Raw genomic sequence first — 19391 nt, 5'->3', positions numbered from 1 at the left:
TTATTGGGCCTTTCCAGTGTCGTTTGTGAGGTCGCCAAGGACGCCGAAGAGTCTTCCAAGGAGATTGTCTGCTTCACCGCGATTCTGGCGAATTTTGCTCTTCAATGACGCGACCACTGGTCGCGCTTCCTCGAATGTTCGCTCGAGTTCGCTTGTCAGTTCGTTGGCGGATCTCTGGGCGGCCCAGTCTGGATCGATACTCAAATCCAACATGCCAATCGGGCCGACCGTGATCGATATCGTATTCTCACGATTGGTCACCGAGCGGGAAAGCTCCTCCGCGTCGGCATTCTCGGCAAAGGCGAGCACTTCTTCGAGCGTCTGGCTCAGGCTCGCTCCGGGGACCGCGTCGGGGACTTCCAGTTCCACTCGTGGCTGCTGAACCCCCGGGCCGGCGACTTCGAGCGCCTCGGAGGCGCGTTTCCAGGCCTCGGCCGCGGCGGCGGTCATCGCGTCGGTGATTGCACTGTCAAGGACTACTTGTTTCTTGAGCCAATCGCTGAGGATGGTTATCTCGCTGGGCAAATCGTCAGAGCCGAGTCGTACGGTGACACAGCCGCTCTCGTCAGAGCCAATCCGAGGAATCTGTGGATTTCGGGACCATTGGTCAAGGGTCGTCAGACCTTGAATTGTGCTGGCTACCTCGTCCTGGGCTTCCTGGAGCTCCCGTAGTAGATCTTCGAACTCGTCCAAGTGCTCCCCCTAGTTGTGGTGTCCCGCCGGATTCGCACGCTGGGATAGCGGAGTCGGCTTGTCGGTTGGCGGTAGCTTACATGTCGCCTACCGTCGCGCAACGAGCGATTGCGACATCCGAATGACCGGGTCCCGAACCGTGGAGTGCTCAGTGGGTTGGAGACTGGCTCGCTTGTGGTGATCGGTCAGTGGCGCGGCACGTTTCGGTGCGTCGATTCGCCTCGGCGAGTCCCGTGCACCGGACGGGCGACCCGCAGGGTAGGGTCTACCCATTGAATCGGAGCCAGGGTCATCCAGGTGACCGTGGAGTGTTGACAGCGGGGATGTGGCCGGACAAGATCTTCGGCGCGGGTTGGGGGCCAAGCGGCTCGCTCGACCCAGGCCGACAGCGACCGATCGCGAACCAGCACCTATGAGTACGAGTAGCGGCAGGCCACCGCGGCTGCGTGAAACGGAGGGACGACGATGAACGAGGTTTCTGCAGAGAGCGACGCCATCCGGGCGTATGGGGTCGCCTCGTCGGGTATCGGGGACGTGATCGCGACCGCCAGTGGCGTGAACCTCGCGGCCAACGTGGCCGTGATGGTTCCCGTGTTCGGTCTCATCGGCCAAGACTTCCTGGCCTCCTTCGGACTCGCCCAGTTCAACAACGTTGTCTCCTCGGGAATGCTCGCCGCGGTTCACCAAGGCACCGCGCTGTCGTCGATCGCGGCTGCCGGCGGCTATGACCAGACCGATGCGCACACTGCATCCGCACTGAAGTCGGCAGGCAAGACGCTGTGACCCCGACGTCGGCGGGTGGGGCGCCGACCGGCATGGACCTGCTGATGCAGAGTCCGGTCGCCCCGATGCTCAACGCGCCGGTTCCTGATTTTCTCAATCACCTTGGGCTGCCCCCGTTGCCGCAGATCCCTGCTGGTCTCCCGCCACTGCCGGGTCTCCCCGAGTTGCCGGTCATCGACGTCGAGGCGCTGTTCAAGCCGTTGACCAACATGCTCGCCGGCTTCGGCACCGGCAACCTGGGGTCGGCGCCGTTCGACCCGACGCAGATCTTCAGCCAGCTCTCCTCCGCATTGCAGACCGCGGTGGGTCTCGGTTCCACCGCCATGCAGGCGGTTCAACCGCTCTGGAGTGGAGTGGCATCCATGGCCGCGATGGCCACCGGGACCGCGGCACAGGCCAACGGCGCGGCGACCAGTACTCAGAGCAGCGGGATTTCGGGCACCACCACCTCCGCGTCAGCGGTGGTCGCACGCAATGCGGCCCTGCTGCAAGGCGTCATCTCCAGCTTCGCCGGCGTCGTCGCCACAATGAACGTCGCGATCTTCTCCCCGCCGGGGGCGATTGCGTTGCTGGGCATCGCCGCAGCACATCTCAATGCGGGCCTGGCGATCGTCGCCGAGGCGCGCGCCGAACTGTCGGTCCATACCGGGCAGATGCTCGCGCAGGCGGCGCCGATCGCGATCACCGCCGTGCCGCAGGCGCTCTCCGCCGCGACCTCCGGAATCAGCTCGGCGGCCCAGGGACTGACATCGGCGGTCTCGTCGCTCGGCGGTGCGGCCAACCAAGTCGGCAAGCCGGTGCCCAAGCCGAACCTCAAATCCCGCCAGGACGCCCTGCGTGCCAAGAAGGACCGAGACAAGCTCGGCAAGGGCGGCGCAGGCAAGGGTGGCGGTAAGGGCGGCGGTGGTGGCGGCGGCGGTGGCGGCGTCGCGACGCCGCTGGGCGCGCGTACCGCTGAGCCGTTGAACACTTCGCCCAACCGGACCGGGTCTGTCCGGTCGGTTTCCGGCGAGATGGTAACGGGTACCAGGTCCACCGTCAGCGAGACCACCAGTGGGTTCATGCCGATGGGTGGCGCTGGGGCGGCGGGTGCCGGTGCGGCAGCTGCCGGCAGTAGCAGCAGCGGTGGCCACGAACGCAACCAGGCGTTCAACGTCTCCCACACCGAGCTCGTCGGTGACCTGCCCACGGCGTCCCCGGCGACCGTCGGCGCCCCTGACAGCACCGTTCTCAACCTCGACACCGGTCACGGACCGGCCGTCGAGCCCGACCTGACAACCTGACTGCGAAGGAATCGAAGTCGTGACCAACACCCCGCTCTCCGTCGACACCGCTGCGACGAGCCGCTCGGCCGCCAACCTCGACGACGTCGCGAAACGGCTCGACCGCGTCATGAACCAGGCCCGGGAGGCGCTGAAGGTGTCTGCGGCCGGCACCGACAAGGTTTCGGTCGCGGCGGCGCACAGTTTCAACACCGTCGCCACCACGTTCGACGAGCAGCTGGCGAAGGGGACCGCGACGATGCGCGAGGTGTCGGCGGCGATCACGACCCACGGTTCGTCGGTGACCAAGGTCGACAGCGAGAACGCCACGACGATCGTCTTCGTCTAACCAAGCAACCGCGGCGATGCCGACTGGCGCGGGCCGCGTTCGGACAACGCGACTAGGGGAGTGACTTGCCCGGATTCACCGGCGAGGTGTGGCAGCGCCATCCTGCCGAGAAGCTTGCGCGCGACATCATGAACGGGGTCGGTCCGAAGGCACTCTTTGAGTCGGGACTGACCTGGTTGTCCATCGAAACCGAGCTCAACGAGCTCACCGCGGATGTTGCCCACATCATCAAGTCGGTCGACGAGGGGTGGCACGGCAGCGGCGGCGATGGCATGGTCGGGGCGTTGCGGAAGCTGCACGCCTGGCTGGTCGAAACCGCTGACATGGCCCACCACAATGCGAAGGCCGCCGAGGTGCAGGCCGTCGCGACGACCGTCGCACGCACCACGATGCCGCAGGCCGCCGAGGTGGAGTCGCTGACCGAGCTGCACGACTCGATGAAGGCCATGGACTTCCCCGCCGGCAGCATGCTGGGCGGCGGCATGGCGTTCGTCGAATCCTCACTCAAGACGGTCAAGGCGAATGCTGCCCGGGTGATGGAGACCTACGAGCAGGCCACCACTCCCGTCGCCCAACCATGGGAGCCGGTCGTCGCGCCGGTCAAACTGGTCAAGGTCGTCACGGTGAAGCGACCGGAGGCGCTGGGCGGCACCGGCGCGGCGTCGGGCGCGGTGGGGCTGCCCGCCGGGGCGCTCGCGGCACTCGGCGCGATGATGGCGCCCACCGCGCGCACCGTCGACACCAGTGAGCACAACGCCCGCAAGACCACCGTCAAGGGTGCAGACAAAGCGGCCGTCGAGGGTGAGTCAGTCACCCAGACGGAGGTCGCCCACATGACCGAGGTCGACGAGTCGACCACCACGCATGCGCCGATGGCCGGTCCGGTCGGCGCGTCATCGGCTGCCGCGGGTTCCGCGCAGACCGTTAGCCAGCTGAACCTGACCTCCGTCGACGAGGGTGACTCCGCGGTGGCGGTCGGCGAACAGACCGCGGCACCCGCGGTGTTCGGCGCCACGGAAGAGGCCTCGACGTGAGTGTGATTGCCGCGACTGACAGCCTCGTCCTCTCCGTCGACGAGTTGACCGTGCTGTGCGGGGTCCTCGGACTGCAAGTGTTGCCGACCGTTCTCGCCGTCGACCTCGACGCCACCGCCGACGAGGCCGCTCAGCTCACCGCTCGCGCAGCGTTGACCGAGCGCGGCATCCTCGAGGCCGACGACGATATCGATTTCGCCTTGGCCGAGTGGCTGCGCGCGCTGGCCAACCCGGCGTGGACCATCGAGTGCCGCCGGATCGACCCGCAGCAGATACTGCGGCTGTGCCTGGTCGCACGCGGCAGTGCCCGGCTCCTCGTCGTTCGACAAGGCGAAACCTTCACCCTCACACCGCAGACCCTCCCGCGCGACGGCGAGTTGGTCGTCGCGGCGCTTGTCCCACACCTGGGTGTCGGTGCGCCGGCGCGGATTGGCGAGTTCCGGTGTCCCAGTGATGATCTGGACCGCCACATGGCCTCGGCGCGCACCGCGCAGGAATATGCCGCCGCGTTCGCAGCACTTGGCGAGGACGCGACGCTGGCCGGCCAACTGGGGACGCTCCTCACGACTTGCACTGGTCAGACTGAGATCGTCTTGTACCATTCGGCGTTGACCGTCCCGCGCGTGGTCGCAATCCTCGACACGCCGTACGGGCGGATCGTCTCCACCGCGCTCGCCGAGTTCGGTGATCCACGGCGGTGGACCACCATCGCCCCGGGAAGTCGGGAACGTGTGCGCGACGCACTGGCCCGACTGCTTATCGAGCTACCCGAGGGGGCCTGACATGGTCAGTGCTTGCCGGGGGAAGAAGGGCGGCCCGTGCCGCTTCATGTATGCCGAGGCTTTCGATCGCCGGATGCTGAGGTCACTCAGAAAGGAGAGTCCAGATGGCTGGAACTCAGATTGATATCGCAGGGATGCAGGCGGCCAAGTCGAAGGCCGAGAGTGTCCACGGAGAGATGAACGGTCTGCTCTCGCGCGTCCGCTCCACCATGGAGCAGAGCAGCGGGGTCTGGAAGGGCGATGCGCAGGCGGCCTTCACCGTTGTCAGCAACGAGTACAACAGTGCGGCTCAGAAGATGAGCACGGCGATGGACGAGATGATCCAGAAACTGCAGGCGAGCCTCACCAAGTACGGCGCCCAGGAAGACGACACCACGGCTGCGGTGAAGTCCGCCGGCGGCGGCCTCAACATGAACGTCTGACGACGACTCACCTTCGAAAGGAACACTTCAATGATCCACTACAACTACGCAGGCATCGCGAGTGTCATGGCCGAGGCCACGCAGCAGAAGACCCAGCTCATTCAGCTGGTGCAGGACATGACCGGTATCAAGAACTCCACGCAGTCGCTGTGGGAGGACCCGGAGTCGGCCGAGGCCTTCCGCGCCGCCTACACCAAGTGGCTGCAGGGCTCGGAGGAGTTGCAGGGCGTGCTCGGCAACATCATCAACGCCGCCTCGCAGGGCAGTGACAACATGAACGGCACCAACAAGGCAATCGCCAACACCTGGGTCTGATTCATACCGATAGTGCCGAGGTTTGCTGCCGCTCTGTGGCAGTAAACCTCGGCACTGTTGCGTTGGACCGACGGCGGGCTATCTCACCTTCTGGGACGCGAACAATTGGCGTTCCTCGTTGGTCGACACGAGGCGCAGATTGGTGCGGGAACCGGGACTGACGACGGTGACCGTCGTCGGATCGTCGGCGTTCTGGTGGAAGGCGACGTCGACGCCCTCTTGCAGGGACAGTGACGCTGCGGGCCGACGGTTGACGCGGATGTGGGTGGGGATCGCGGGATCCTCGACCGCGTCATCGGAATCGAGCAGGCACAAGGTGTACTGCGGGATGCCCGGTTGGGCCGGCATCCGCCACGACGACACCCAGAGACTGGCCGGGGCCGCCACCGCGTCGACCATCGTGCGCCACACCTCAGGGCGGTCGGTGTCGATGAGGATTCGGGCGCCGATGATTCCGGCACGCAACACGATCTGCTGCGCGAGCGTCAAACCGCCCCAGACCTCGACGCGTTTCACGCCGGGGCCGAAGAGGTTCATCGCGACGGCCCGGCCTTGCTCGTCGGCGCCCACCAATTGGCCACAGCCGCCGACGGCGAGGTGGATCGCGTCGAGGTCCTCCACGGTGCCCAGGCCCTCGGCGGCGGGGAAGTGTTGCCGACCCAACGGCAGCGTCGACCGCAATGCCGGCAGCTGATACCCCTCGAGGAGGGTCAGCTCGGGTACCGGTGGCTGGCTGAGCGGGCCCGTCGTGCCGTAGCGCACCAACGTGTCGATAGCGTGCATACCCGACCCACCGTCGTTCTGGACCGCCGTGCGTGTGGTCACCGAGATTCCCGGATGCGACCAAATGTCCTGCAACGCAGCGACATCCAGGCCTGGACCGAGCGAGTACACGGTACTGCGATAGCCTGCCCAGTCGACCCCGCCCCACGTCTCGGACGCGTTCGGCAGCCGCATCCCATCCAACAGCTGGCTCGAGAGCGCGGTGATCTCGGCGGCGGTCAGGGCCGTAGCGTGATAGGACTCGGCGGCCATCCGGTTGGCCAGCCGGCGCGTCGCCGACATGGCGGTGCGCAGCGCACCGGCCGGACCGCCGCCGCGGGATACGACGGCGTCGGGACAGTGCGACGGGTTGAGTCGCATGACCAAGAACACGTCCTGGTGCGCCACCGCGCCGAGCGTCCCGATCAGTTCGGTGTACACGCGGGCCAGATACGGACTGGTCCGCGTCTGCCAGCCGTGGGTGATGATGTCGATCGACGTCACTTCGATGTCGAACTGGTGGAGTGCGCGGGCGATGGTGCCGACGTTCAGCGTCCGCTCCGGCCCGACGCCGGGACTCAGCCTGGTCAGTTCGCCCGGACGGGTGGCGATCCGAAGCGCGGATAGCAGTTCGGTGCCGTCCCAGAACAGGCCGATCAGCCCGCCGTCGGGTGTGGGAACGTCGAACGGCGGGCGTTGCGTGGACTTCTCGCCGCGCCCGCGGCGCACGAACGCCAGGCGCCGCTGGATGTGGGCGCCCAAGGGCATGCCCCCGCGCGGGGTGGCCAGGGCCATGGCGAGTGCAATGGCGACGACGACGGTGATCAGTGCGTTCGCCCACCACGCCAGGGGGGTGAGGGTCAGTAGTACGAATAGGCCCAGAGCGAGAAGTTCGGCGACGACGATGGTCCACAACGGCACCGATTTGTACAGCGGTTGCGGGTGTTCGGTGAGCGGCGACGTGTCGGGCCGCGGGGGCCGGTACTGCCCGTCGGGGTGCATGAGAACGGTGCCCGCCGGTGCCAATGCGGTCCGGCCGGCTACCAGCGGCGTCGCATCAGTCGCACGGCCTTTCGCTCCCCACCTCACGACGGGAGATGCTAGCAGGACGGGTGGTCAGCGCCTGCGGGCAGGCAAGTATCGTCGTAGCGACGACTGCGCGCCGCCGGCCACCCGGTGGCCATGACCGGGGGATCCACTCAATGGCGAAACGCACCACGAAGCCTCAAGTCAACGGCTATCGGTTCTTGGTGCGTCGGCTCGAGCACGCGCTGGTCCGCCGTGATGTGCGCATGATCCAGGATCCGATGAGCGCCCAGGTGAAGTCGCTGATGGTAGGCGCGGTCTTCACGGTGCTGATCATCCTCGTCGGGCTGGTCATGTCGTTCTTCAAGCCGCAGGGATCGGTCGGCGACGCCAAGATCCTGGTGTCAAAGACGTCGGGATCGTTGTTCGCCGTCGTCGGCGACCGGGTACACCCGGTGCTCAACCTCGCCTCGGCGCGGCTCGCCACCGGATCGGCCGAGGTGCCCAAGTCGGTGAAGGAGTCGCTGCTCGACAAGTACCCGCGTGGGCCGCTGATCGGCATCCCCGGCGCCCCGTGGTCGTTGGATGCGCACGGCGCCGGCAGCGACAGCAACTGGGCGGTCTGCGACAAGACCTCCAACCCGAACAACGAGAGCAGTGGAATCACCGTGTCCGTCATCGTCGGCGGGATCGGGGCGGGACAGCGCCTCGGATCGTCGACGGCCGCGCTGGTGCAGGTCGACGGTAAGGCGTACTTGATCACCAACAACACGCGGGCCGAGGTCGACACTGATTCCTATGCCGTCGTTGACGCGCTGAAGCTGCAGGGTTTGAAGGGGCGCCCGGTGTCGCGTGCGCTGCTCAACGCGATCCCCGCGTCGCGCGCGATCGTCGCGCCCACGATTGCCGACGTCGGCAAGCCGAATCGGTTCTCGTTGCCGAAGTCGGCGACCATCGGGTCGATCCTCGAATCCGACGCGGTCACCGGCAAGGAAATGTTCGCCCTGACCAAAGACGGAATCGAACCGATCACCAAGCTCGTGGCATCGATGATCCAGGTCCGCTACCGCTCGTCGGTCGTGCCGGTGCGCCCGGCCGACCTCGCCGGTGTCCCGCGGGTCCGCACACTGAGCGTCGAGTCCTACCCCAAGCAGGCGCCGCGCGTGATCGGGAACCCGGTCGCGCTGTGCTACGACTGGACGCCGGCCGGTATCGCGGTGGTTAGCGGAGCCGATCTGCCGGTGCCGGCCGGGGCGAAGCTGATGTCCGTCGTCGCCGGTAAGCGGACCGGGGCGCAGGCCGACGAGGTGGCACTGCCGCCGGGCAAGGGCTGGGCGGTCCGCACCACGGGGAGCACCTCCGACAGCAAGCGGGCCGACTCGTACTTCTTCATCAGCGACACCGGCGTCCGCTATGCCGTGCCCGACGACCAGGTGGCGACACTGAATCTGCCGGAGCCGCAGCGTGCCCCGTGGGCGGTGGTGTCGCTGCTTCCGTCCGGGCCGATGCTTTCACGCGAGGCAGCGCTGGTCACCCACAACGACATTGCAAGCGGTGAGCGCTAGTCGCTGCCGCGACGGTGAGCGCTAGTCGCTGTCGCGACGGTGAGCGCTAGTCGCTGCCGCGACGTCAGAAGTCGATGCCCTCAACGAGCTTGCGCCGGTCGTGCGCGGGCCGGGTCCGCGTGAACACGGCGAGAAGCAGCACAATGCCGCCGAGCAACGCGCCCCCCGTCGCGATCCACGGAGCCCACGACTTCGTCGGTTCCGGCGGAGGCGCGGCGACCTTCCCGGTGGCGTAGGGCTGAGCCAGCATCGAACTGGGCGGCACCTCGTCGGCCAGCGCGGCGACGGGGTCGATGATCCCGTATCCGATCGAGGTGTCCCGCGGGCCCGGGCCGTGCGCGGTCCGGCGGATGCGGTCCATCACCTCGCCCGCCGTCATCTTGGGGTAGCGGGCGCGGACCAGGGCGGCGAGACCGGAGACGTACGCGGCGGAGTAACTCGTGCCCTGCAACGGAACGAACTTACCTTGCGCGATTTCGCCGTTGATGATCTCGGGGCCCTTGCGCCGCGACGAGAGAGAAACGATGTCGGAGCCGGGGGCGGCGACGGCAACCCACGGCCCGGCGAGGCTGAACTGCGACACCGAACCATCGGATTCGACCGACGCGACGGCCAGCGAGTAGTCGGAGTACCAGGCCGGAGTCGCGACGGTGGTGACCGAGGTCCACGGATCCGACGTCGCCGGTGGCGGGTTCTGCGGCTTGCAGCCCGACGAATTACCGATATTGCCGGCGGCGACCACCACCACGACGTTGCGCCGGTACGCCCACGCCAACGCCCGTCCCAGGTCGCGGCCCTCTTGTCCAGCCGATCCGGCACTCATGCACGCGACCTGGGAGATGTTGATGACCGTGGCACCCAGTTCGACCGCACGAACGATGGCGCGGGCCATCGTCGTCGTGTTTCCGTAGCCGTTGCTGGTCTTGCCGGACTTGTTCCCGTCGCTGCTGTTCTTCTCGCGGAACGAGGGACTGGATTGGCGGATCGCGATGATGGTGGCCTCGGGGGCCACGCCCGCGAACGCGTCGTTGGTGCTGGGTTTGGCGGCGATCAGACCGGCCACTGCGGTGCCGTGGCCGTCGCAGTCGGCGGTGCCGTCGCCGGCGGACACGTAGTCGCCGCCCGGTACGACCCGTAGTCGCGGCTGCGGGGTGACGCCGGTGTCGATGACGGCGACGCGCTGACCGGCGCCCCGGGAGAACGCCCACGCCTTGGCGATCTCCAGTGAGGCGAACGGGGGTGACGGCATGGTGACGTCGGTGCCATTGGTCGCCGGCTCGGCACACACCACACTCTGCTGCGTCGGTTCCGACGGGGCCACCGGACCCGCACCGGGAGGTCCGCCGCTCACTTTCGGCGGAGTGATGGCGGTGGCCATCGGGGCACCGAGGGACCCGCCGACGACGATGGCGACCGCCGCCAGACGGGCCGCGGTGCCGCGGCGGAGCAGGCTCGGGCGCGCCATGGATTCAGAGCCCGCGGGCCAGGCCGAACAGCCCGGCGATCCCCGCTGCGAGCGGGACACAGATGGTGATGAGGACGTATTCGAGGATTTCGCCCGCTCGACGGATCGGCGGTGTGTAGTCCCGATTGGCGACGATCACGCCGGCATAGCCCGCGCCGGCGGCCACGATGAGGAGTCCGGCGTAGCCGACGATCGCCCACCAGCCGCCGGTGAGGATGACCATGATGCCCAGTCCGATGGCGCCGGCCAAGCCGGCGCCGATCATCGCACCGGCCGCGCTGACATCGCGGTGCAGCCGTCCGCGGGAGGCGATACCGATGCTGACCAACAGGGCCAACAGGAAGGCCTGCCAATGGGCGCCGCGGTACGGGTAGGCGGTGACCGTCGCAGCGGCGACAGCGACGACCGAACTGCCCAGCACCAGGCCGGCGAGGTAACTGTTGGCGGCCTTGGCGCGGATCTCCAACGCCTGCGACTGCGGCATCGCCAGGTTCGCAATGGCTGCGACACCCTGTTCGACGTTGATCGCCGGGTCGGAATCGTCGTCGGCCAACGGCTCACCGACGTTGGGCACCGTCGGAATGGGCAGGCGCGCCAACAGAATTGTGAATCGGGGGCCGACGAACGCGGCGAACATGGCCGTGACCGCGATGATGGCCGTCGACTTCTCCAACTCAGCGCCCCACAAGGTCTGCAGTAGCGCACCGACGGCCGCGAGCGTCGCTCCGGAGATCAGCGCCATGTGTGCCAGGGGACTCCCCGTCGTCACCCGCAGCGAAAGGATCGCGACGACGGCGGCGAGGGCAAATCCGAGGAAGAACGCCAATGCCACATGGGCGGATCCGACCACGAGCCAGCCGGCAGCGAATGCGGCGGTACAGGACGCGCACGTCAGCAACGCACCCACGGTGCGGTCGCCGAGGCGGTGCACGCTGACCATCGCGCCCACCAGGAACAGGATGGCGCCGACAGCGGCAACAGCGAGGGCACCCCAGCGATTTGGGTCGGATGCGGCGGGCAGCACGGTGATGGTCCCGGCAAGCGTGGCTGCCGCAATGGCGATCGCGCCCATCCAGCGCGCCGAGCGCGGCGACCACGACCCGAACTCACGGGCGTTGATACCCGCGATCGCCTCGATCACGTCGTCATAGATGACCGGGATCTCGGTGGTCGACTCGGTGCGAAGCACCAGGAGGTCACCGTCGCGGACACCAGCAGAGGCGAGGGAGAGGTTGTCGTCGAGGGGCCGCTGGCCGACTCGGCTCAACGTCCACTGCTCGGTCAGATCCGGGGGCACCTCGGCGGGCTCGTCGAATTCGTTGCGCAGCAACAGGCGGGCGAGTTCGGGCAACAGCGCCGCGACGGAAGCCTCGGACGGTACGCCGACGTCGATCTGGCGACGACCGCACAGCACCGAGATCCGCGTCAGTTCCGTCGCCATCACGTCGGCACCGGATGCCGAATCAGTCGAATCTGCCGTCGATGACAAAGGATCAGTCACCTGCAAGCCCCCTCTAATCAGCCGTCGGGGATGCTACACGAGCCCGCCTCCCGCCAACTCGCCACGCCTCGTGCGTTAGCATTGCGACGGCCAAAATCGCCGCAGCATTCGCGGCCGTATCGACCGGGCACGGGTGGGGGGCGCTATGACGACCGATGGATTCGTCCGGCGGGCCCGACGCAAACAACCGCGTCCGCCCGGCGGAGATTTGGCGCTTCAGCCGCCGCCCGAGATCCCGCGCGCAGTGCCGCCGAACATCCTGTTGCGTCTACTGCCCGTCGTCATGGTCGTCGCGATGGTCGGCATGATCGCCCTGTTCATCACCATCGGCGGGTCCGCAGCCCTGCGCAACCCGATGATGCTGATGTTCCCGATGATGATGATGGTCTCGATGGCCGGCATGTTCTTCGGCGGCGGCAACCGGGGCAACGGCAAGCGCGCCGCCGAGTTGAATGAAGAACGCAAGGATTATCTGCGCTACCTCGGGCGGATGCGCGAGGAAGTGGAGACGACGACCAAGGATCAGCACGACTCGCTGGCCTGGTCGCACCCCGAGCCAGCGGCCCTGCTGCCCGCGATCGGCGGCACCCGCATGTGGGAGCGCCGCCCCGACGACCCCGACTTCTGCCATGTCCGCGTCGGCATCGGCTCGCAGCGGCTCGCGACGCGCCTCTCACCGCCGGACACCGGGCCGCTGGAAGACCTGGAACCGGTGTCGATGATGGCCCTGCGCCGCTTCATCCGCTCCCACACCGTGGCGCGGGGGATGCCGACCGCGGTGTCGATGCGCGGTTTCGCCTCAATCGGAATCGAGGGCTCAACGGAGCGGGTCCACGCGCTGTTGCGATCGATGCTGGTACAGATCGCGACGATGCACGGGCCCGACCACGTGCGCATCGCGGTGATCTGCGCCGACCCCGACGCCGAGGCGTGGTCGTGGTTGAAGTGGGTGCCGCACGCCCTGCACCCGGCCGAGACCGATGGCATCGGTCCGGCCCGCATGTTGTACCGCTCGTTGGGCGACTTCGACAAGAACCACGGACCCGACCTCATCGAACGCGGCCGATGGGCGCGCAGCGCCCCGCCGACCCAGGGGCGCGTGCAGTGGGTGGTCGTGCTGGCCGACGGGTACGTCTCCGGTAGTGAACCGGTCATCAACGACGGCGGCCTGGACTCGGTGACGGTTATCGACATCCGCGGCGCGGCGTACGAGTTGACCGCCCGCAAGGGCCTGCAGCTGGAGATCAAAGACGACGGGGTGCTGGCGGCGCGCACGGCCACCGACTCCGAGGAGTTCGCCGTGGCCGACCAGGTCAGCGTCTCGCTCGCCGAGACGATTGCCCGTCGCATGGCGCGCTATCGCCTCGCCACGGCCGCGCAGTTGGTCAACCTGACTCCCGACACCGAGGTGTCGGACCCTGGCTTGATGCGGCTGATCGGCGCCGGCGATGCCGGGCGAATCGATCCGGCGGTCGTGTGGCGGACCCGGTCGGCGCGGGAACGACTGCGTGTTCCGATCGGCATCCGTCGCGACGGCAGTCCCATGGAGTTGGACATCAAGGAAGCGGCCGAGTACGGGATGGGCCCGCACGGTCTGTGTATCGGCGCCACCGGCTCGGGTAAGTCGGAGTTTCTGCGCACCCTGGTGCTGTCCATGGTCGCCACCCATTCGCCCGACGCGCTGAACCTCGTCCTGGTCGACTTCAAGGGCGGTGCGACGTTCCTCGGGCTCGACGAACTGCCGCACGTCGCCGCAGTCATCACGAACCTCGAAGAGGAACTCGCGATGGTCGACCGCATGCGCGATGCGCTGGCGGGCGAGATGAATCGGCGGCAGGAACTACTGCGCTCTGCGGGCAACTTCGCCAACGTCGGAGACTACGAGAAGGCTCGTCGCAACGGCGCCGAGCTGGACCCGCTCCCGGCGCTGTTCATCGTCGTCGACGAGTTCTCCGAACTCCTATCGCAGAAGCCGGACTTCGCCGAGCTGTTCGTCATGATCGGCCGCCTCGGACGTTCGCTGCACGTGCACCTGCTGCTCGCATCGCAGCGCCTGGAGGAGGGCAAGCTGCGCGGGTTGGACTCGCACCTGTCTTACCGAATCGGCCTGAAGACGTTCTCCGCGGCGGAGTCCCGGGCGGTCCTCGGCGTTCCCGACGCCTACCACCTGCCCAGCTTGCCCGGCTCGGCCTTCCTCAAGTCCGACGCCGACGATCCGGTGCGGTTCAACGCCTCCTACGTCTCCGGTCCGTACCTGCCCGGGGTGGACGAGGCCGGCGGCGGTTCCGGCCTGGGACGGCGCACGTTGGGCGGGGGAGCGCTGAAGCTGTTCACCGCCAGCCCGGTGGCCGTCGACGCCGTCGAGTCGACTTCCGACGAACCGGCCGCAGTCCGCCCGAGCGCCGAACCGCAACCGTTGATCCGCGACGGCCGCACGGTGACGCTGCTGGACATGGTCGTCAGCCGCCTCGTCGGCCACGGGCGTCCCGCGCACGAAGTCTGGCTCCCGCCGTTGGAGGCGTCGCCGGCGGTCAACAACCTGTTCCCGAACGACGATTGGCGTTCCCCCGACGTCGTCCGCGGGGCGCTCGTGGTGCCCTTGGGCATCGAGGACCGGCCCTACGATCAGCGTCGGGACACCCTCTACGTCGACGTATCCGGGGCGCAGGGCCACGTCGCGATCGTCGGCGGGCCGCAATCGGGCAAGTCGACGACGGTTCGCTCGTTCATCATGGCCACCGCCGCCACGCACTCGCCGGCCGAAGCCCAGTTCTACTGCCTCGATTTCGGTGGCGGGACGCTGACCGGCCTCGCCGGACTGTCCCACGTCGGATCGGTTGCCACGCGGATGGAGGACGACCGGGCGCGACGGACCGTCGCCGAGATGGTCGCCCTGCTGCGTCAACGGGAGGCTCGGTTCCGGGACTGGGGAATCGAGTCGATCCGCGACTTCCGACGCCGCAAGAGGGCGGCCCTGGCGGCTGGCGCCGACGACCCGGTGCTCGAGGACGAGTTCGGCGACGTCTTCCTCGTCGTCGATGGTTGGTCGGTCATCCGCGGCGAATACGAGATGCTCGAAGAGCAGCTGACCGCGCTGGCGGGCCAGGGTCTGTCCTACGGCATCCACCTGGTGCTGACCGCATCGCGCTGGATGGAGATCCGGCCCGCGGTGAAGGACCTCATCGGAACCCGCCTGGAGTTGCGGCTCGGTGACCCGGCGGACTCGGAAATCGACCGCAAGGTGGCCCAGCTCGTGCCCAACGGGCGCCCCGGCCGTGGCCTGACGCCCAGCGCGCTGCACATGTTGATTGCGCTGCCGCGACTGGACGGCAGTTCCGACCCGACCACGCTGCAGGAGGGGATAGTCGATTCGATCGCCCAGGTCGCCGACGCATACGGCGACCTCGTGGCGCCCGATGTGCGCATGCTGCCCGAACGCGTCGACCGAGCCGAACTCGCCGCACGGGCATGGGAGATCCACGAACGCAAGCCGACCTCGGTGGCGTTGGGTGTCAACGAAGCCGAACTGGCCCCGATCGTGCTGAACTTTGCCGCGCAGCCCCACCTGCTCGTCTTTGGCGACACGGAGTGTGGCAAGACCGCGTTGATGCGCACCCTGCTCCGCGGCCTGGTGGAGAACTCCACGCCGGCCCAGACCAAGATTGTCCTCGTCGACTACCGCCGCACCCTGCTGGGCGAGGTCGAGGGGAACCACCTCGCCGGGTACGCCACGCAGGCCGGTACGACGGCGCAGCTTCTAACCGACCTGGCCGGAGTGCTCGAAAGCCGCCAGCCCGGCCCGGACATCACCCCCAAGGAGCTGCGCGATCGAACCTGGTGGGAGGGACCCGAGTTCTACGTCGTTGTCGACGACTACGACATGGTCGCGGTGGCCTCCGGCAACCCGATCACACCGATCCTGGACTATCTTGCGCAAGCGCGCGACGTAGGTCTGCACCTGATTCTGGCGCGCCGTGCCGGCGGCGCGTCGCGGGCGCTGTACGACCCGATCATCGCCCGCATGAAGGATGTGTCCGCCGACGGTCTGGTGATGAGCGGCAGCAAGGAAGAGGGAATCCTGCTGGGCACGACGAAATGTGCGCCGCGGCCGCCGGGTCAGGCGATGCTGGTTTCCCGCCACCATGGCGAAGGACTCGTGCAGGTGGCCTGGAGCCCGCCGAAGGATATCTGAGCGGTCGGCGTGCAGTGGCCGCGCGCAGCGGGCCGACCCGCCGACGCGTTAGACCGGCAGTCGCAATCCGCTCAGGACGGAGGACAACGCGGCCTGCATGTCCTCGGCGGTGATCGTGGTCAAGTCTTCGGTGGAGAGTTCGGCGATGTCGACGTCGCCGGAGCTGAGTCGGAACTCGCGCTCTTCCTCGGCCGCCTCCACCACGTTGCGCACAAACCGACCGTTGCCGGCGAGGTCGATGAGTCGCTGCCGAGGTGCGGTGGGGTCGTTTGACGTCCGCTCGAACAGCGGGCCGCAGGCGTCGTGAAGCAAAGCGACCGCCTCCGGGGTCAACAGCGAATCACGGCCATCGGCAAGGACTTCGGCGATCTGGGCGAGTTCGGCCGGCGAGTACGACTCGAATCCGATCCGGCGGGCGAACCGCGACGCCAGGCCTTCATTCGTGGCCAGGAAGCGGTCGATCTCGCCGTCGTATCCGGCGATGATCACAATGAGCCGATCGCGATCGGCCTCCATGCGGGCCAGCAGCGTGTCAACGGCCTCCCGGCCGAAGGCGTCGCCGCCGGAGAGGCCGTCCTGGATGAGGGTGTAGGCCTCGTCGATGAACAGCACACCGTCGAGGGCGGAGTCGATGAGCGCCGACGTCTTCGGGGCGGTGGCACCGAGGTGCTGGCCGACGAAGTCGCGGCGGCTGGCCTCGACGAGCTTGTCTGACTTGATCAGGCCCAGGCCGCAGTAGATCTTGGCGACGACGCGGGCGATCGTCGTCTTACCTGTTCCCGGTGGCCCGGTGAAGACCAGGTGCTGGCTGCGCGCCGTCGTGGCGAGCCCTTTGTCCGCCCGTACCTTGGCCAGCTGTGCCGCCGACTTGAGCTTGGCGACCTGGGTCTTCACCGACCCGAGCCCCACCTGGCGGTCCAATTCGGCCTGCGCCTGTGTCAGCAGCGCGACCTGGTCCGAGGACTGCTCGTCGGCAGCTTCCTTCGGCACCGAGTCGGGGTCCCACCGGTCGGTGCGCCGCTCGACGTCGGCTGGATCGGTGATGATCAAGCGAAGGCGCGGATCCTGCAGGGCCTTCGCATTGGCCTCGAAACCGGGGTCGCGGGAGTAGATCTCCTCGAAGATGGCCCGTGCTTCGTCCTCTTTGTCGTCGGCGCGCAGGCACAGGCCGCGCACGTGGCGCGCCATGGTCGCCGCCGCCGGGATCGGACCCTCCTCGGCTTGCGACAGGCGGCGGATCGCCTCGCCGAACAATCCGGTGCGGGCACACGCGGTGCCCACCATGACGTCGGCGCCGGCACGCATGTACTCGTCGGTCCACTCGCCGGAGCCACTGAGCGTCTTCATCACATCGGGCCAGCGTTGGGTGACGAAGTGAAGCAGCCCTCGCACGTAATCGGTGATCGGGGTGCGCTGGGCGCCGTTGAGGACTTCGTCGGCGGCGGTGTAGTCCTGGTCGGCGATGAGCGACGCCGCGTAGGCGGCCTCGACGTCGGTCCGGCTCAGGATCGGGTAGTCGATGTAGTAGCCGGTAGCAAAACGGGCGTCGATGGCCGTGGGGTGTAGGCCGTTGCGACGGAACTCCAGGTGAAAGTTGGACCGCGAGCGGAAGAGGTTGAAGATGACGGCCCCGTCGCGGTCACCGCAGGCGATCCGACCCAACCAAGCGTCACACATGTCCGGCTCGGCCTCGCTGGCGCGGGTGAAGGCGAGTAGCGCCTGCTTGGCGTCGGGGGCCGCTTCCTGGTCGTCGAGCGGGACACCGAGCGAAAGAACGCCGATGTCGAAGAGTTGACGCGTCTGCCGCGGGTCGACCACTGTGCCCCCATAACTCAGGTGTGCTGCAACAGCGGCGAGTTTACGCGACGGTGCCGGGCGCCCGGAGCGCGACATCGGCGCCTGGGTAGGCATGGTTTGTCGTTCGACGGTGCTAACGTCGTAATCGATGTTAGCGAATTCGACGATCGGGTTGGGAGGGGCCATGACCTCGGCATCATCATTCGAGCCCATTCAGCGGTATCTGGCGGGAGAACTCGGGTTTGAGGACGCGCTGCACGCCGTCACCGGGCTCAGCGTCGGCCGATCGGCGCTCGTCGGGGTCCTGGAGACCCTGGCGGCCGACGGCGGATTGGCCAATGCGGCGCTGTCTTTCCACGACGAGAAGCTGTTGTCCGAGGCCGGTTTCCACGAGAAGCCCGGGGCGGTTGCGGTCATGACCCTGCAGCGCGACGTTCAGCTGCAGCAGATCATCTCCGAGTCGCTGACGGTGAACGAGGTGGCCGAGCGGCTGGGGGTGACGACCGCGCGCGTGCGCCAGCGCATTGCCGCGCGGACGCTGTGGTCTTACCTGTGGGGTGAACGCCGCCTCATGCCGTCCGCGCAGTTCACCCCCAGCGGGGTCGTGCCGCACATCGACGAGGTCATCGCCCGGCTGCGCCCGGACTCGCACCCGCTGGAGGTGCACAAGATCCTGACCGTGCCGCAACCGTCGTTGACCCGGAAGGGCAGTAATCCGCAGTCGGTTGCCGACTTTCTGAGTCGGGCCCCGGTCACCGACGAAGAGTTGCAGCACGTCCTGGATCTCGTGAGCGCCGCATCGTGGTCGACGGTCTAGGGGGGCCGCCCGGCGTCGATGACCTGCGGTCACTCGGCGTGCGGCGCGAAGAGATGGTGAAACTGCCGTCCGAAGTCGTCTGGCGGGTCCATGCGACGGCAGGGGAACACGTGTTGCCGTGGAACTTCCCGCGGACGTGGGGGCCGGTGCTGCGTTTCGACCACCACCCGCAGCCGCTGGGCATGCATCCGGAGAGTGGGATCTGGTACGGCTCCGCGAGCCCGCGCGGCGCGCTGGCCGAGGTGTTCCAAGAAACGCGGCTGATCGACCGGTTCCACGGCACGCCATATCTCACCGCGTCGCGGTTCACGCGCAAGCTCGCACTGCTCGACGTCGGGGGTATCGGGCGGGGCGCCTGGTTGACCCGGGCGGGGGGACAATTCGCGCTGGATTCCGCACCACACCGCGTCGCCCAGCAATGGGCGCACGCGATTCACGAGGCGTACGAGGATGTCGACGGCATCGCGTATCGGGGCCGGTTCGCCGGAGGCCCCTGTGTCGCACTGTTCGAGCGGGGGGCCGACGCGTTGCCGGATCGGCCCGAGTTGTCGCTGCCGCTGTCGCACCCGGGGTTGCATGCCGGGATCGCCACCGCTGCGCTCGAACTGGGTTACACGGTGTTGTAG

General features: G+C 67.7%; 16 protein-coding genes. 11 read left to right on the top strand and 5 right to left on the bottom strand.

Annotated elements, in window-relative coordinates; genetic code table 11:
- Window positions 1-693: a hypothetical protein gene (locus tag nbrcactino_RS10270; protein WP_161927261.1), complete on the bottom strand. Its 693-nt coding sequence runs from the start codon at window positions 691-693 to the stop codon at window positions 1-3.
- Between the two features lie 465 nt (window positions 694-1158).
- Between nbrcactino_RS10270 and nbrcactino_RS10265 the strand changes: the two genes are divergently transcribed.
- The 7 genes from nbrcactino_RS10265 to nbrcactino_RS10235 all read left to right on the top strand — a co-directional run bounded on the left by nbrcactino_RS10265 (window position 1159) and on the right by nbrcactino_RS10235 (window position 5640).
- Window positions 1159-1476, top strand: coding sequence for a type VII secretion target (locus nbrcactino_RS10265; protein WP_161927260.1), 318 nt, complete (start codon window positions 1159-1161; stop codon window positions 1474-1476).
- On the top strand, window positions 1473-2759 hold the full coding sequence (locus nbrcactino_RS10260; RefSeq protein ID WP_161927259.1) for a hypothetical protein: 1287 nt from the start codon (window positions 1473-1475) through the stop codon (window positions 2757-2759). Before nbrcactino_RS10265 ends, nbrcactino_RS10260 begins: the two co-directional genes overlap by 4 nt.
- Window positions 2760-2778: 19 nt before the next feature.
- Complete coding sequence (locus nbrcactino_RS10255; protein ID WP_161927258.1) at window positions 2779-3087, top strand: PE domain-containing protein; 309 nt, start codon at window positions 2779-2781, stop codon at window positions 3085-3087.
- Window positions 3088-3152: 65 nt separating this feature from the next.
- Window positions 3153-4121 carry a PPE domain-containing protein gene (locus nbrcactino_RS10250; protein WP_161927257.1) on the top strand — a complete coding sequence of 323 codons (969 nt, stop codon included), beginning with the start codon at window positions 3153-3155 and terminating at the stop codon, window positions 4119-4121.
- The gene (locus nbrcactino_RS10245) at window positions 4118-4903 is read left to right on the top strand and encodes an ESX secretion-associated protein EspG (RefSeq protein WP_161927256.1); all 786 of its coding nucleotides are present in this window, start codon (window positions 4118-4120) and stop codon (window positions 4901-4903) included. The genes nbrcactino_RS10250 and nbrcactino_RS10245 overlap by 4 nt, the downstream gene beginning before the upstream one ends.
- 104 nt (window positions 4904-5007) lie before the next feature.
- The gene (locus nbrcactino_RS10240) at window positions 5008-5325 is read left to right on the top strand and encodes a WXG100 family type VII secretion target (protein WP_161927255.1); all 318 of its coding nucleotides are present in this window, start codon (window positions 5008-5010) and stop codon (window positions 5323-5325) included.
- 30 nt (window positions 5326-5355) lie between these two features.
- On the top strand, window positions 5356-5640 hold the full coding sequence (locus tag nbrcactino_RS10235; protein WP_161927254.1) for a WXG100 family type VII secretion target: 285 nt from the start codon (window positions 5356-5358) through the stop codon (window positions 5638-5640).
- A 78-nt stretch (window positions 5641-5718) separates the two neighbouring features.
- Here the strand turns inward: nbrcactino_RS10235 and eccE are convergent, their stop codons facing one another.
- A complete protein-coding gene (gene eccE / locus nbrcactino_RS10230) occupies window positions 5719-7491 on the bottom strand; it encodes a type VII secretion protein EccE (protein WP_161927253.1) in 1773 nt (590 codons plus the stop codon).
- Window positions 7492-7604: 113 nt separating this feature from the next.
- On the opposite strand from eccE, the gene eccB reads away from it, so the two are divergent.
- On the top strand, window positions 7605-8993 hold the full coding sequence (gene eccB / locus nbrcactino_RS10225) for a type VII secretion protein EccB (protein ID WP_161927252.1): 1389 nt from the start codon (window positions 7605-7607) through the stop codon (window positions 8991-8993).
- A 64-nt stretch (window positions 8994-9057) separates the two neighbouring features.
- Here the strand turns inward: eccB and mycP are convergent, their stop codons facing one another.
- Window positions 9058-10458 carry a type VII secretion-associated serine protease mycosin gene (gene mycP / locus nbrcactino_RS10220; RefSeq protein ID WP_161927251.1) on the bottom strand — a complete coding sequence of 467 codons (1401 nt, stop codon included), beginning with the start codon at window positions 10456-10458 and terminating at the stop codon, window positions 9058-9060.
- A gap of 4 nt (window positions 10459-10462) precedes the next feature.
- Entirely contained in the window at window positions 10463-11959 is a 1497-nt protein-coding gene (gene eccD, locus nbrcactino_RS10215; RefSeq protein WP_161927250.1) for a type VII secretion integral membrane protein EccD, read from the bottom strand.
- Window positions 11960-12104: 145 nt separating this feature from the next.
- Between eccD and eccCa the strand changes: the two genes are divergently transcribed.
- On the top strand, window positions 12105-16151 hold the full coding sequence (gene eccCa / locus nbrcactino_RS10210; protein ID WP_161927249.1) for a type VII secretion protein EccCa: 4047 nt from the start codon (window positions 12105-12107) through the stop codon (window positions 16149-16151).
- A gap of 48 nt (window positions 16152-16199) precedes the next feature.
- On the opposite strand, the gene eccA is transcribed toward eccCa, so the two are convergent.
- Window positions 16200-17969 (bottom strand): type VII secretion AAA-ATPase EccA, encoded by a 1770-nt coding sequence (gene eccA, locus nbrcactino_RS10205; protein ID WP_186343336.1) that lies wholly within the window; start codon window positions 17967-17969, stop codon window positions 16200-16202.
- 163 nt (window positions 17970-18132) lie between these two features.
- On the opposite strand from eccA, the gene nbrcactino_RS10200 reads away from it, so the two are divergent.
- Together nbrcactino_RS10200 and nbrcactino_RS10195 are read left to right on the top strand one after the other, a co-directional pair.
- A complete protein-coding gene (locus nbrcactino_RS10200) occupies window positions 18133-18765 on the top strand; it encodes a DUF4279 domain-containing protein (RefSeq protein WP_161927248.1) in 633 nt (210 codons plus the stop codon).
- Between the two features lie 53 nt (window positions 18766-18818).
- Window positions 18819-19391, top strand: a complete 573-nt coding sequence (locus tag nbrcactino_RS10195) for an RES family NAD+ phosphorylase (RefSeq protein WP_186343335.1) — start codon at window positions 18819-18821, stop codon at window positions 19389-19391.

Origin of the sequence: Gordonia crocea, from assembly GCF_009932435.1 — a bacterium.
In the GTDB taxonomy this organism is placed as follows: Bacteria; Actinomycetota; Actinomycetes; order Mycobacteriales; family Mycobacteriaceae; genus Gordonia; species Gordonia crocea.
This window is presented reverse-complemented; position numbering and strand designations above follow the sequence as displayed.

Excerpts from the sequence above, each read along its gene's own strand:
- nbrcactino_RS10265 (WP_161927260.1), top strand. The coding sequence starts at position 1,159 with ATGAACGAGGTTTCTGCAGAGAGCGACGCCATCCGGGCGTATGGGGTC.
- nbrcactino_RS10240 (WP_161927255.1), top strand. The coding sequence starts at position 5,008 with ATGGCTGGAACTCAGATTGATATCGCAGGGATGCAGGCGGCCAAGTCG.
- nbrcactino_RS10235 (WP_161927254.1), top strand. The coding sequence starts at position 5,356 with ATGATCCACTACAACTACGCAGGCATCGCGAGTGTCATGGCCGAGGCC.
- eccB (WP_161927252.1), top strand. The coding sequence starts at position 7,605 with ATGGCGAAACGCACCACGAAGCCTCAAGTCAACGGCTATCGGTTCTTG.
- mycP (WP_161927251.1), bottom strand. The coding sequence starts at position 10,458 with ATGGCGCGCCCGAGCCTGCTCCGCCGCGGCACCGCGGCCCGTCTGGCG.
- eccCa (WP_161927249.1), top strand. The coding sequence starts at position 12,105 with ATGACGACCGATGGATTCGTCCGGCGGGCCCGACGCAAACAACCGCGT.
- nbrcactino_RS10200 (WP_161927248.1), top strand. The coding sequence starts at position 18,133 with ATGACCTCGGCATCATCATTCGAGCCCATTCAGCGGTATCTGGCGGGA.
- nbrcactino_RS10195 (WP_186343335.1), top strand. The coding sequence starts at position 18,819 with ATGGTGAAACTGCCGTCCGAAGTCGTCTGGCGGGTCCATGCGACGGCA.